Origin of the sequence: Nonomuraea sp. NPDC003560, from assembly GCF_042878785.1 — a bacterium.
In the GTDB taxonomy this organism is placed as follows: domain Bacteria; phylum Actinomycetota; class Actinomycetes; order Streptosporangiales; family Streptosporangiaceae; genus Nonomuraea.
In genome coordinates, this window is record NZ_JBIAOF010000001.1 from 1064108 (window position 1) to 1077483 (window position 13376).

Here is a 13376-nt window from a genome sequence, read left to right on the forward strand (position 1 = left end):
TTCATCGCGCCCCCCGTGCCGGGTTGCCCGATGTCGCCGCAGGTTAAACGGGGTGCGCGGGCAGCCGGCGGTCGAGCAGGAGCGCGCCGCGGCCCGGCAGCAGTGAGGCGCACCACTCGCGCAGCGCGGCCGGCCGGGGGCCGCCGACGTCGGCGGTGCCGAGCAGGTCGGCCCAGTCGAGCAGCGACTCGGCCAGCATGAGCGGCACCCCGCTGCGTTCGTGCACCTCGGCGGCGGCCTCGAAGTGCTCGCTCGCCCGCGCCGGGTCGCCCATCGTCACGCACAGGTGGGCCAGGTAGTGGTGGCCGCAATGGTGGGCGACCGTGCCGTGGCCGAAGGTCTCGCCGTCGGCGGCCAGCGACGCGTACAGCCGTTCGGCCAGCTCGGGACGGCGCAGGTGCGCCGCGGCCACGGCCAGGTTGTCCAGGGCGGGCCGGTGGGCCATGTTGCGCGGCGGCACGCCGCCGCGGTCGGCCAGGATGCGGTCGAGCAGCGGCCCGGCCTCCTCATCGCCCATCTCGCACAGGTAGCGCAGCACGGCGTGCACCGGGTCGACGCGGGGCGCCTGGGCGGCACGGCGCAGCCGGTCGCGCAGCTCCCACAACCGGCCCTGGAGCCGGCGGATCTCGGAGATCTGCTCGGAGTAGATGGCCACGGCCTCCAGGCGGCGGCCGATCTCACTGCCGAGCCGCATGGCCGACAGCGCCTCGGTCTCGGCCTGGGCCAGGTCGCCCTGCATGAGCGTCAGGCCCGCCCTGGAGTAGCCGATCAGCCAGTTGAGCTGCGGCTGGGCCAGCCGGCGGGCCAGCTCGTCGGCCTGGTCGAGCAGCGTCGCGGCGCGCGCGGTGTCGCCGCTGTCCAGCACCGGCGGGGTGCGCTGGACGTAGGCGTGGAACAGCGCCAGGTCGTCGCCCGTGCGGCGGGCCGCCTCCAGCATCTCGTCGCCGTCGCGGTGGCGCTGGTGCAGCGGGTCGGCCGGGATGATCGTCAGGCTGCGCATGCCGAGCACGCTGGCCAGCGTGCGCGGGTCGCCCGACTTGCGGGCCAGCGCCACCGCCTCGTCGCTCAGCGCGAAGCGCCGCTCGCCGTCGGGCGCCCAGATCAGCTCGGAGGCGAGCAGGGCGGCCAGCAGCGCCCGGGTGCTGAGGTCGGTCGAGTCGACCAGCTTGCGCGCCTCGGTCAGCAGCGCGATGCGGCGCTGGTCGGGGGCGGCGGAGATGCTGGAGAAGCCGCGGTCGCCGCCGAGCGCGGCCACCACGATCAGGTCGTCGCGCCCGCACTCCCTGGCCAGCTCGGCGGCCTGGTGCAGGGTCTCGCGCGCCTCCGGGTGCCCGGCCAGCCACATCGCCCGGCCGCAGTCCATCAGCAGCTCGGCGCGCCGTTCCGGGGAGGCGCCGGGGAAGTCCGCCAGCAGGCCGAGCACCCGCTGGTACCAGGTGACCGCCTCACGGTGGGCCAGCCCGGCCAGCGCGTGGCGGGCCGCCTGCACGCCCGCCTCGGCGGCCTCGGCCGTCCGGCGCGGATCGCGGCCGTGCTCGGCGGCGGCCAGCAGATGGGTGGCCACGACGTACGGGCGCGACTCCATGGCCTGCGGGTCGGCCTGGCACAGGGCGTCGGCGACCCGGCCGTGCAGCAGCCCGGCGCGGGGGGCCGACAGCGTGGCGTACAGGGCGGTACGGGTCAGCTCGTGGGAGAACTGGCACTGGCCGCCGTCGGCCATGGTCACCAGGCCCGCGCCCATGGCCTCCTCGACGGCGGCCACGAAGCGCGCCTCGTCCAGGCCGAGGCCCAGGCGCAGCGCGGCCGACTCCATGCGCTCGCCCACGGCCAGCAGGCTGACCAGGTCGCGGGCGTCGGGGTGGAGCTGCGCCAGCCGCGCCCGGACCATGCGGGTGACCGAGTCGGGGACGGTCAGCGCGTCGAGGTCGGCGCCCGCCGCCAGCTCCCTGGCCACCTCGGTGACCAGGAACGCGTTCCCGCCGGTGATCCGGTACAGCAGCTCGGGGTCGCCGTCGCTGCGCACCTCCGACAGGGCCCGGCTGACCTCGTCCATGCCGAAGGAGGAGACCTGCACCAGGCGGCCGCCGGCGGTCAGCTTGTGCAGCTCGGGCATCGCCGACTCGACGGGCACCGGGCGCGAGGTGGCCAGGATCAGCAGCGGCAGCGAGTCGGCGTCCCACATCAGGGAGTGCAGCATCTGCAGCGACTCCAGCGTCGCCCACTGCAGGTCGTCGATCACCAGCAGCACCGGCCGCACGGTGGCCAGGCGCTCGATGAGCGTGCGCGCCGCGGCCATCAGGTGGTAACGCTCGGAGACCGGCTCGGTGGCGGGCGGCACGGCCAGCGACAGCGGGGGAGCGGCCAGCGAGGGCGCCAGCCGGACGAGCTGCCCGCACTGCTGGTCGACCCCGGCCCGCAACAACAGCGCCGGCGAGGTGCGGGACAGCCGCTCGACCGCCCCGGCGATCGGCTCGTACGCCTGCCGCGCCGGATCGGTGCACCGCCCCGCCAGCACGGTGAACTGCCGCTTGAGCGCCCGCCGCGCCACGACCGAGGCCAGCCGGGTCTTGCCGACGCCCGGATCGCCCTGCAGGATCACCAGCCCGCTGCCGAACTCGGCCGCCCCCAGCTCCTCCTCCAGCGCCCGCAGCTCCTCGTCCCGGCCGACGAACGGCAGCACGTGCCCGCTGTCCAGCCAGGGCGCCAGCCCGCCGGCGTGCTGGTTGTCGGCGCTCTGCCAGTGGAGCTCGTAGGTGTGCATCGGCTCCCGCAGGCCCTTGCCCGGCAGCCGGCCCAGGTCCTTGAACTCGTGCCGGCTGCGGCCCTGGGCCAGCCGGCGCACCAGGTCGGTGCAGAGCACCTGGCCGCCCTCGGCCACCGCGACCAGCCGGGCCGCCTCGACCGTGGGCAGCCCGCTGACGTCGTCGTCGCCCCAGCACACGTCGCCCGCCGCCAGCGCGGCCCTGATCGAGATCTTCTCCAGCGCCCGCTCGTTCTCGGCCGCGACGGCCTGCTCGACGGCGATGACCGCGTCGAGCCCCGCCGTGGCCGAGCCGAACACCGCCATCAGCCCGTCGCCCAGGCTCTTGGTGAACGTCGAGCCGCTGGCCGTCACCACCGAGTGCAGGAGCTGGTAGAGCCGGCGGAAGACGACGTTCGCGCGTTCCTCGCCCAGCCTGATCCGCAGGGCTGTGGAGCTGACCACGTCGGTGAACAGGATGGTGGCCGTGGTCAGCGTGCCCGGCTCGTGCGGGGTGCTCACGCGGGTGGTCCCTCCTTCCGCACGGGGGCCCTGGCCGCCTTGCCCACGCCCTTCCGCACGCCCTTGCGGACGCTGTGGCGGAGCCTGCGCGTGCGGCGCGCCGTCTTCGACTGCCGGACGCGCCACTGGGCGGCCAGCTCCTCGGGGATCTGGAAGGCGGCGTGGCCGCCCGAGTAGCGGTCGATCATGGCGATGACGATGTGCTTGCCCGCCCGGCGCACCAGCCAGCGCACCACCGCGTCGACCGGGCCCATCAGGCGGCCGTACCGGTTGCCGGCCCTGGCCGCGGCGAACAGCGCGTTGAACCACCACGCCGGCGGCGGCACGTCGAGCAGCGCCGGGACCTGGGCGGCGTTGTGGCGGGCGTCGCGGAAGACCCAGTGCACCAGGCTGCGCGGCAGCTTGCGCCAGCCCAGGTGCATGAACTCCTCCATCTCCGCCAGCAGCACGGCCATCAGCCTGCGGCCCTCGTCGCTCGACTCGTACAGGCGGCCGAGCCGTTCGCTGACCGGCGGCACGTCGTCGAGGGTGAGCGGCCGGTCGCGGCACGCCTCGACGCCCATGAGGTGGCCGAAGACGCTCCACGTGTACAGGTGGGCGGCCTTGTCGTCGTCGCTGAGGCGCACCCCCATGCTCTCCAGAGCCTCCCACGTGACGACCGAGAAGTCGAAGATGGTGGCCAGCAGCAGTTCCTGGTTGACCGGCGGGCCGAACCTGGCGGTGTCCCAGTCGTCGCCGAAGTGCTCGGTGGCCAGCGCGCGCACGAACGAGTGCAGGATGCGCAGCCCGATCGCCGTCGTGTGCCCGGGACGGCCCGGCGTCAGGCTGTCGGTGGCCTTCAGGCCCATGACGTCCACCAGCATCTGGCCGGTCTCGGCGACCCGGCGGGTGAGGCTGTGGGTGGCCAGGTCGGACACGCCGGCCAGCACCTTGGCGCTGGAGATCTCGACGTAGGCCATGGGCAGGCACTTGCAGAACAGCGCGACCGACTGGTACAGCCCGTAGTCGGAGAAGACGGCCTGGCCGCGGGCCAGCAGCTCGGCGTCCTCGCTCCACTCGGGCAGGTCCTTGCCGAAGTCGATGGCGTCGAAGATGGCCGAGGGGCCGGTCTCGCCCGAGGGGGCCCGCGCCTCCCGCTTGGCCCGGCCGAGCTCCACCACGACCGCGCGCAGCAGGGACAGCGCGTTCTCCCCTTCGGGCCTGGTCTCCAGGTAGCCGGCCACGATCTTGTCGATGTCCGGGTCGGCCTGCTGCCGTAACTGCCGGAACCGTTCCGCCGGCCAGCGCTCGGCGGGGCCGTTGTCGTGCTCGTTCATGTTCCCCGTACTCCAGATCCGGTCAGAGACCTCCGCGTTTGCGCAGCGCCTCGACGTCCAGCAACGTGATGGTCCGCCCCTTCATGGCGATGAGGCCGCGGGCGGCGAGCGACTGCAGGGCCCGGTTGACCGCCGGGCGGGACGCGCCGATCAGCGCGGCGAGGTCCGACTGGGTCAGCCCCGGCATGTCCACGACCGGGCCCTGGGTCTGGCCGCGCTTGACCGACAGTTGCAGCAGCAGCTTGGCCAGGCGTCCGCCCAGGTCGAGGAAGGCCAAATCGGCGGCCTGCCCGGTGAGCCTGCGCACCATCTGCCCGAGCATGCGCAGGAACTCGTCGGCCAGCCCGGGATGCTCCCGCATCAGCTCCAGCAGCCGCGCCCTGGGCAGCGCGAAGATCCAGCAGGGGCGCACGGCGATGATCGAAGCCGACCGCGGCGAGTCGTCCAGCAGCGCCATCTCGCCGAAGGTCTCCGCCCGGCCCAGCATGTTGAGCACGATCTCGTCGCCGTGCTCGGTGGTGAAGACGACCTTCACCAGGCCGTCGAGCAGCACGTACAGGGATTCGCCCGGATCGCCCTGGTGCAGGATGATCTGCCCGTTGCGGTATCTGCGCGCCACCCCGGCGCGCACGGTGCTGGTGATCCCGGCCGGTCCGAGCACGCGGAACAGCGGGACCTCCGCCAGCACGGCGGCGACCGCCTGGACGTCGTGTGGAACCGCCCCGCTGCTGGCGCTCATGGAAGAACTTTAGGACGCGAACGCCGATCGGGCAGTAAGTGGTAAGCGATCTCCCGAATGTGACGAGCGCCACACCCGCACTGTGTCGTCCGCGACAGTGCGCGAAGGCCGCCCGGAGCACCGTTGGGGGGCCGGTCGAACGAGGTTGACCCCCGAGGACCCCGGCCGGCGGGGAGACGATGATGCAGTTGGATACGTTGGAGCGCCGCGACACCGCCACCCTCGTGTCGGACGCCCAGGAGGGCGACGCCCAGGCGTGGGAGCGGCTGGTCGAGGAGTTCACGCCGATGCTGCGGTCGAGGATCCGCCGCTTCCGGCTCGGCCACGAGGACGCCCAGGACGTGCTCCAGACCACCTGGTTGCTGGCCTGGCAGAACCTCAAGAGCGTCGAGGACCCCCAGCGCATGCCCGGCTGGCTGGCCACGATCGCCTTCCGCGAGTGCCTGAAGCTGACCAGGCGCACCCGGGAGATCTGCACGCCCGACCTCGACACGCTCGGCAGCACGGACGACGTGGACAGGGAACTGGCCAGGATCTGGCTGGCCGGCACGCTGGAGGAGCTGGTCGAGGAGCTGCCCGCGGCCCAGCGCGTGCTGTTTCGAGCACTCACGGAAACCTCCGAGCCGCACTACGTGGACGTCGCCCGCCGGCTGGGCCGGCCGGTCGGCAGCATCGGCCCCACCCGCGCCCGCTGCTTCGCCAGGCTGCGCGGGCTCCTGCAGGACCGCGAGATCACCAGGGACTTCCTGGACTGAGTCCTAGTTTCCTGACCGGTCAAGAGGGATCGCCTCCAGGAAGGGCTCGAAGTCGAAGCGCGCCATCTCGTAGGCGTCGGGATCGGTCTCCTCGGGGAAGGCGTACATCTTGCGCCGCGTCCCGGGGAGCAGCCGGTCGGCCCGCGGAGCCTCGGGGACCGGCTCCGGCAGCGTGCCGCGGGCCGTCTCCGCCTCCAGAGCCGCGGTGAGCTCCGGCCCGAACGGCGGGTCGTAGAGCGCGCCCACCCGCTGGTAGGTGCGGAAGTAGCCGACGATGAAGCGCATACGGTCGGGGTAGGACACCCAGTCGGTCACCCCGGCGGTGGCCTGCTCGACGTCGTCCGGGATGAACTCCTCGGCGAGCTTGCGCACCTTCTCGTTCCTGATCGGCCGCCAGGCGAGCGCCATGTCCACGCCCGGCGGCGGGGCCAGCGGCCGGCCGACCCTGACGTCGCTGAGCGGCGTGCGCACGGCGAACAGGTGACGGGTGTACAGCGAGGACCACTTGGCCTCCAGCACGCGCGTCAGCCACGGCTGGTCCTCGTGCCGGGCGCTGAACAGCGGGAAGCGCGGGTAGGGCCGCCGGGTCACCAGCGAGCGCAGCGACCGCCACGACATCCGGGTCAGCCACCGCACCGGCCGGTACAGCACCAGCTCCAGAGCCTTCTGCGCGCGCTTCTGCTCGTAGGCCGACAGCGCCACGCCGGCCCCGAACATCAGCTCGGCCCGCTCGTCGGGGTCGGTGGCCGCGCGCGCCTGCCGCAGCAGCAGGGCGGCGTCCCGCAGGTAGCGCTCGTCGGCCTCCTCCAGCAGCCCGGACAGGAACTCCGGCGGCATCGGCGTGTTCTCCGACTCCGGGCTCACCTTGACGTAGCAGTCGGGCGTGCCGTTCCACAGGTTGGCCGCCAGGCTCGCGGTCTCCAGGAAGATCGCCCGGTTGGCCAGCGCCAGCCCGAGCCGGTAGCTGGGGCCGAGCAGGGTCAGCAACATGGCGCGGAACAGGCGGCGCAGGCGGGCGGGCACGTGCAGCCGGTCGCCGAAACCGGTCAGGAAGGGCGAGCCCGGAGTCAGGTCGAGGCTCTCGGCGACCGCCTTGGAGGTCCATTTGGCGTAGCAGTACCAGTTGGTCGCGTCCTGGCCCAGGTGCTGGGCGAGGTCCCCGGCGACACGGTGGTAGCCATGGGCGATGACCATGGCCTCAAGCGCAGGGTTCCTGTCCTTGCAGGCGGCGATGCGCAGCACGTCGTCCGCCGTCATCGGAGCGCCTGGCGCAAGCGCTTGTTCCACTTCGGACATGAGGTCTCCCGTCAGTGGTCCCCCCTGGGACCGTCGATCCTCACCGGGTCAGAGCGCGTCCGGTGACGTGAGATACAGGGCGGCGGTCCCGCTTTCCCCGTGACCGCCGCCCGGAGCGTAGGGCGGGTGACTTGCGGTGCGGTTGCAGGGCGATCCGAGCCCCTGCCGGAGCGCCCGCCGCCCCGGGAGGGGCCCGGGGCGGCGGCCGGCTACTCCTGCACCGATATCTTGCTGATCACGACGAAGCCGCCGAGCGCCCCCGCGGAGCCGGCGGCCGTCGTCGTGGTGAGGTTGACCACCAGGTCATAGGTGCCCGGGCCGAGCTGGCCGCGCATCGGGACCGACGCGGTGTACCGTCCCGAGCCAGGGGTGAACGTCATCTCCACGGGAGGCGAGGGATGACGGGTCTCACCACCTCCCAGCAGGTCGGCGATGATCTCCACATGCCACCGTCCGGCCAGCCAGTCGACCAGCTCGCCGGCGACCTCCCAGCTCACGTCAACGGTCCAGCCCTCGCCGCATCTCACGACGTTCGTGGGCTGGGCGCCCGGGTCCACAACCTGACCGTGCAGCACGCCGCTCAACTGCTCGGCCGGAACCTTCATCACCTGGAACTCACCGGTCGCCATGTCGCTGTCTCCTTTCCGGGGGGAACCAGGTCCCCGTACGGAGAGGCAGAGCGGTGGGACAGCCGGGTAAATACCGGGTGTATTCAAGGACACAATGCCGGGACGCACCGCCCCGGCCACTACGGTGGAGGCGTGATCGACGACCGCCCGGACCCCGCGTCGAAGGCCCGGCTCGCCGCCGGGTGGCTCGCGCTCGCGGGCGGCTCCCCGGCCGCGCGGGCCGCCGGCGCCGAGCTGATCGCCCGCTGGGCCGAGCCCCACCGCCGCTACCACACCCTCGCCCATCTCGCCGCCGTGCTGGCCGCCGTCGACGACCTGGCCGGGGAGGCCGCCGACCCCGCCGCCGTGCGCCTGGCCGCCTGGTTCCACGACGCCGTCTACGACGGCAGGCCCGGCTGGGACGAGGAGCGCAGCGCCCAGCTCGCCCAGGCGCGCCTGCCGCGCTGCGGGGTGCCGCCCGGCCGGGTCGCCGCGACCGCCCGCCTGGTCCGCCTGACCGCCGCCCACGACACGGTGGCCGCCGGCGACCGCGACGGGGCCGTGCTGTGCGACGCCGACCTGGCCGTGCTGGGCCGCCCCGGCTACGACGCCTACGCCGCCGACATCCGCCGCGAGTACGCCCACGTGCCCGACGACCTGTTCCGGCAGGGCCGCGCGCAGGTGCTGCGCAGGCTGCTGGCCGCACCGCGGCTCTACCGCACGGACCGGGCCCGCGAGCTGTGGGAGGAACCCGCCCGCGCCAACATGACCGCCGAGCTGGCCCGCCTGGCGGGAGGCTAGGGCGCGCCGGCGTCGTGGCGCTTGCGGCGGCGCAGACCGGCGGCGATCAGGCGGCGCAGCAGCTCGCGCGAGCTGACCGGCTCGGCGCCCAGCGACACCGCCCGCGCGTGCACGGTCTCCGGGACGTCGTAGTGGTCCCGGTCGAAGGCCCGGCCCGGCACCCCGAGCCGGGCCGCGAACGCGTGGAGCTCCTCCAGCGAGCTGTCGCTCACCAGGTGCGACCACATCAGGCCGCGCGGCCCCGGCCAGTCGGGGGGATCGATCAGAACCGTCACGCCCTCAAGGGTAGGACCCTGCCGCGCACGCCGAGCTCGCCCAGATCGGGCACCACGACGTGCGCGCCGTGCCCGGCCAGCGCGGCGGCGTCGCCCGGACCGTCCCGGGTGACCGCCACGACCAGCCCGAATCCGCCCTTGCCGCCCGCCTGGACGCCCGGCAGCGCCGCGTCCACCACGGCGGCCCGTCCGGCGGGCAGCGCCAGGCGCCGCACGGCCTCCAGGAACAGGGCGGGGTCCGGCTTGCCCGGCAGGTTCATCAGGGCCGCGTCGCCGCCGTCCACGACCAGGTCGAACAGGTGCGCCACGCCCGCGGCGGCGACCAGCCGGCGGCCGTGCAGGCTGGCCGAGACGGCGGCCGTGCGGGCGCCCCGGTGTCGCAGCTCGTGCAGCAGGGCCACGGTGGCGGGGAAGGCGGCCACGCCGTACTTGTCCACCTGCGCGAGGAAGATCTGGTCCTTGGCCAGGCCGAGCCCGTGCACGGTGGGCGCGCCCGGCTCGTCCTCGGGACCGCCTTCGGGCGCGGTGAGGCCGCGCGCGGCGAGGAAGGTGCGCACGCCGTCGAGCCGCGGCCGGCCGTCGACGTGCCGGAGGTAGTCGTCACGGATGTCGAACGGGTCGCAGCGGCCGCGCAGGAAGGCGTCGAAGACGTGTTTCCAGGCGGCCGCGTGCACCCGGGCGGTGTCGGTGACCACGCCGTCGATGTCGAACACCACGGCGCGGATCGAGGCCAGATCGATGACGGGCTCGTTCACACTGTGAACGTAACCGCTCTACCAGGCGACGGGTAGCTCCTTGACCCCGTACACGATGGCCAGCTCCCGGAACGGCACCTCGCCCGAGACGTGCAGGTCCGGGAAGCGGCGCAGCAGGGCGGGGAAGGCGATGCGCATCTCCATCTGGGCGAGCGGCGCGCCGATGCAGCGGTGGATGCCGTGGCCGAAGGCCAGGTGCGAGCGGGCGGTCTCGCGGCCCGGACGCACCTCGTCCATGTCCGGGCCCAGCGAGGGGTCGCGGTTGGCGCCGGTCAGCGAGCACAGCACCATCTCACCCTTCTTGATCGGCACGCCGTGCAGCTCCAGGTCCTCGCGGGCGAAGCGCGGGAAGGCCACCTGCACGACCGTCATGTAGCGCAGCAGCTCCTCGACGACGTCGGTGACGTAGCCGTCCACCTCGCGCACCTTGGCGGCCTGCTCGGGGTGGCGCATGAGCCACAGCGCGCCGAGCGCGAGCATGCTGGTGCTGGTGTCGTGGCCGCCGGTGAGCAGGCCGTCGGACATGCTGGCCAGCGTGCGGTCGTCGAGGTCGTCGCCGTGCTCGCGCAGGAGCTGGCCGAGCAGGCCCTCGCCGGGATCGCGCCGCTCGCGGGCGACCAGGTCCACCAGGTACGCCATCGCGTCGTTGATCGCCTGCAGGGACGCCTCGGGGCCGGCCGACAGGTCGAACCGGTCCTTGCTGATCCTGACGAAGTCGGCGCGCTCCTCGTACGGGACGCCGAGCAGCTCGCACACCACCAGCGACGGGATCGGCAGCGCGAAGTCCTCGACCAGGTCCGCGGGCGGGCCCTTGGCCTCGATGCGGTCCAGGTGCTCCTCGACCATCGCCTCGATGCGCGGCTCCAGCCGGCGCAGGCGGCGCATGGTGAACTCGGGGGTCAGGTACTTGCGCAGCCGCGTGTGCTCGGGCGGGTCCCGGAAGCCGAGGCCGCCGGGGTCCTCCTGGTTGGAGCCCAGGCCGGAGATGCCGGCGAAGTCGTTGCTGAACCGCTCGTGGTCGCCGAGCACACCGCGTACGTCCTCCCAGCGCGTGACCAGGTGCACGGTCTGGTCGCCGGGGATCTTCATGGGGAAGACGGCGTGCTCGGCCCGGATGCGGCCGAGCTCGGCGACCGGGTCGAAGTCCTCGCGCATGAACTGGACGAAGGGGAACTCTGAGTCAGACATGGATATCCGTCCTGCTGGGATACATCGCACTATGTTGGGATAAATCCCTCGGTAGATGGTCCCATCCGGACAGGCGGCTGTTGCCCTCCGAAAGGACGAAATTGCCGCTCACTCTCACGTCCCACCTGGCCACCCGCCCGATCGTCCATCTGGCCGCGCGTCCGGCCGCCCGCCGCGTGGTCCCGTGCGGGAGGCCGTGCGGGAGGCCGTGCGGGAGGCCGGGGTGCGCCTCATTGTGCGCCGGGTCGCGGGCCGCCGACTAGCCACAACCCCCTTCTGGTACGGCGTGTGTCACAGGAACCGGTGGGAGACAGGGGAAATCGGTGGCGTTTGGCGTACAAGGGGGCGACAGTCTGCGATGATCTCGTCCCAAGACAAGCTGGAGTTGAGCCTCGCGGATAGTGACTGATGCCGACATTTGAGGAAATAGCAGCCTTCGTCGCCGAGAAGCCGTTCGCCACCGCCGTCATCGCCCTGCTGGGCCTGGCCGGGCTCGTGCTGGCGTTCCTGGTGCTCCGGATGGCCTGGCGCGCGGGCACCTGGTTGTTCGCCCGCTACGTCGCCCCCCGTCCCGTCGAGGACGTGCTCACCGTCGTCGCCGCCTCCATCGCCACCGGCGTGTCCGCCCAGGGCATGTGGCGCTTCTCCGGAGACGTGCTGGGCCTGGACGGACCGCTCCGGCTGCTGCTGTTCGCCTTCATCGAGGTCGCCATCATCACCTCGGCCGTCCGCGCCCGCCGCAACATGCGGGAGAACTTCTCCGCCGGCATCGACGGCATCGCGGTCTGGGCACTGACCTGCCTGACCGCCGTCCTGTCCAGCATGGACGCCCGCAGCCTCCCCGAGGCCGTCTTCCGCCTGGCCGCCCCGCTGGTCGCCGCCTGGCTCTGGGAACGCGGCATGGCCATCGAACGCCACCGCATCCGCGGCACCGGCCGCATCAACTGGCGTCTGACCCCCGAACGCCTGCTCGTCCGCATGGGCCTGGCCGAGGTCAGCGACCGCACCGCCTCCGAGGTAGACGCCCACCGCCGGCTCACCCGCGTCGCCCTGGCCGCCAAGCGCGCCAAGGCGCTGCGCGACAGCGGCGCCTCCGAGCGCAAGATGCGCGGCGCGCTGGCCAGGCTCGACAAGGCCATGGACCAGGCCGTCGAGCACACCGGGCTGGCCGTCGACCAGCAGCGTCAGGAGGCGCTGCTGGCCCAGATCGCCGCCCTGTACAACACCACCGCGCTCATCGACGCCGACCCGCGCGTGCCGTGGGAGCCCGAGGCCGATCACCGTCCCGTGCCCGCCCGCCCGGCGCTGCCGCCCGCGCTGGCCCAGCTCGTCGAGGACGAGGACGAGGACGTCGAGGTGTTCGACGCCACCCCCCAGGTCGTCGACACCGCCCAGCGCGCCGCCCAGATCAGGGCCGCCCGCGAGTTCTGGGACCGGCAGATCGCCAAGCGCATCGTGCCGCGCTCGGTGGACATCGCCCAGGAGATCGGCGTCCCGCTGGCCACCGCGCGCGAGTATCGTGCCCTGTGGAAGCTGGAGCCGCAGGCGCACGCCCTGATCGAGGCTCTGTACCAGCAGCACGGCATCGTCGACACCGGCGCCTTCCCGGCCATCGCCGACGACGGGCGGGTGCTGGCCAAGTAGGGGGAGCTCGGTTGCGGGAGCGCACGCTCGAACGCGTCAGGAAACTCCTGGCCAAGGCCGAACGCACGGACAACGAGCACGAGCGGGCCACCTTCCTGGCGGCCGCCTCCGCCCTGATGGCCAAGTACGGCATCGACACCCTCCCGCCGCCCGGCACCCGCCAGACCCCCGGCGACCGGATCGTCACCCTGCCCGCCCCGTGGGCCAGGGAGAAGGCCCGCCTGGTCAGCCTGGTGGCCCAGGCCGTCCGCTGCCGCCCGCTGCTGATCGGCCGCGGCGACGGCGGCCAGCGGGTGCACGTGTTCGGCTTCGCCGCCGACCTCGAACGCGCCGACGTGCTGGCCACGTCGCTGCTGCTGCAGATGGCCTCCGGCCTGGCCCGCGTACGGCCGCCGGGCGAGCTCGCCGCCGCGCGGGCCTACCGGCGCTCGTGGCTGCTGGGGTTCACCGACGAGGTGTACCGGCTGCTGCGCGAGGCCGAGTCGCGCGCCGCGACCGAGGCCGAGGCCGCCGGGGCCGGCACCGCGCTGGTGCTGGCCGACCGCCGGGCCGAGGTCGACCTGGCGGTGGCCGCCCACTATCCGCGCATCCGCATGTCCGTCCCGACGACCAGCGGCACGGGCTACCGCGCGGGCGTGCTGGCGGGCCGGCACGCCGACCTCGGACGCACCGGCATGCCCACCGCCACCGCCCGCGAACTGCCCCGCTGAGCCGCTCAGTCGCCCAGCCGCTCAGTC

At 73.3% G+C, this 13376-nt stretch carries 12 protein-coding genes; 4 read left to right on the top strand and 8 right to left on the bottom strand.

Going from position 1 to position 13376, the window contains the following annotated elements:
* Nucleotides 1-43: 43 nt before the first annotated feature.
* The 3 genes from ACFYUV_RS05180 to ACFYUV_RS05190 are packed head-to-tail and all read right to left on the bottom strand — an operon-like array spanning nucleotide 44 to nucleotide 5317.
* On the bottom strand, nucleotides 44-3262 hold the full coding sequence (locus ACFYUV_RS05180; protein ID WP_387665056.1) for an ATP-binding protein: 3219 nt from the start codon (nucleotides 3260-3262) through the stop codon (nucleotides 44-46).
* Entirely contained in the window at nucleotides 3259-4578 is a 1320-nt protein-coding gene (locus ACFYUV_RS05185) for an oxygenase MpaB family protein (protein WP_387665059.1), read from the bottom strand. The genes ACFYUV_RS05180 and ACFYUV_RS05185 overlap by 4 nt, the downstream gene beginning before the upstream one ends.
* A gap of 22 nt (nucleotides 4579-4600) precedes the next feature.
* The gene (locus ACFYUV_RS05190; RefSeq protein WP_352361358.1) at nucleotides 4601-5317 is read right to left on the bottom strand and encodes a Crp/Fnr family transcriptional regulator; all 717 of its coding nucleotides are present in this window, start codon (nucleotides 5315-5317) and stop codon (nucleotides 4601-4603) included.
* Nucleotides 5318-5505: 188 nt separating this feature from the next.
* On the opposite strand from ACFYUV_RS05190, the gene ACFYUV_RS05195 reads away from it, so the two are divergent.
* A complete protein-coding gene (locus tag ACFYUV_RS05195; protein ID WP_352327786.1) occupies nucleotides 5506-6072 on the top strand; it encodes a sigma-70 family RNA polymerase sigma factor in 567 nt (188 codons plus the stop codon).
* Between the two features lie 3 nt (nucleotides 6073-6075).
* Here the strand turns inward: ACFYUV_RS05195 and ACFYUV_RS05200 are convergent, their stop codons facing one another.
* Nucleotides 6076-7329 (bottom strand): hypothetical protein, encoded by a 1254-nt coding sequence (locus ACFYUV_RS05200; RefSeq protein ID WP_387665061.1) that lies wholly within the window; start codon nucleotides 7327-7329, stop codon nucleotides 6076-6078.
* 248 nt (nucleotides 7330-7577) lie between these two features.
* On the bottom strand, nucleotides 7578-7997 hold the full coding sequence (locus ACFYUV_RS05205) for a hypothetical protein (RefSeq protein WP_358285694.1): 420 nt from the start codon (nucleotides 7995-7997) through the stop codon (nucleotides 7578-7580).
* 132 nt (nucleotides 7998-8129) lie between these two features.
* Between ACFYUV_RS05205 and ACFYUV_RS05210 the strand changes: the two genes are divergently transcribed.
* Nucleotides 8130-8777, top strand: a complete 648-nt coding sequence (locus ACFYUV_RS05210; RefSeq protein ID WP_387665064.1) for a metal-dependent phosphohydrolase — start codon at nucleotides 8130-8132, stop codon at nucleotides 8775-8777.
* Here ACFYUV_RS05210 and ACFYUV_RS05215 read toward each other — a convergent pair.
* From ACFYUV_RS05215 to ACFYUV_RS05225, 3 genes are read right to left on the bottom strand one after another with little or no spacing between them, the layout of a single operon-like run.
* The gene (locus ACFYUV_RS05215; protein ID WP_352361368.1) at nucleotides 8774-9052 is read right to left on the bottom strand and encodes a DUF4031 domain-containing protein; all 279 of its coding nucleotides are present in this window, start codon (nucleotides 9050-9052) and stop codon (nucleotides 8774-8776) included. The two genes, ACFYUV_RS05210 and ACFYUV_RS05215, sit on opposite strands and share 4 nt — an antisense overlap.
* Complete coding sequence (locus ACFYUV_RS05220) at nucleotides 9049-9807, bottom strand: HAD family hydrolase (protein WP_387665067.1); 759 nt, start codon at nucleotides 9805-9807, stop codon at nucleotides 9049-9051. The genes ACFYUV_RS05215 and ACFYUV_RS05220 overlap by 4 nt, the downstream gene beginning before the upstream one ends.
* Before the next feature lie 18 nt (nucleotides 9808-9825).
* Entirely contained in the window at nucleotides 9826-10995 is a 1170-nt protein-coding gene (locus ACFYUV_RS05225; protein ID WP_387665070.1) for a cytochrome P450, read from the bottom strand.
* A 408-nt stretch (nucleotides 10996-11403) separates the two neighbouring features.
* Here ACFYUV_RS05225 and ACFYUV_RS05230 point away from each other — a divergent pair, with 408 nt between their 5' ends.
* Nucleotides 11404-12639, top strand: a complete 1236-nt coding sequence (locus ACFYUV_RS05230; protein ID WP_358285701.1) for a hypothetical protein — start codon at nucleotides 11404-11406, stop codon at nucleotides 12637-12639.
* 11 nt (nucleotides 12640-12650) lie between these two features.
* Nucleotides 12651-13349 (top strand): DUF2786 domain-containing protein, encoded by a 699-nt coding sequence (locus ACFYUV_RS05235; protein WP_387665072.1) that lies wholly within the window; start codon nucleotides 12651-12653, stop codon nucleotides 13347-13349.
* Nucleotides 13350-13376: the final 27 nt, after the last annotated feature.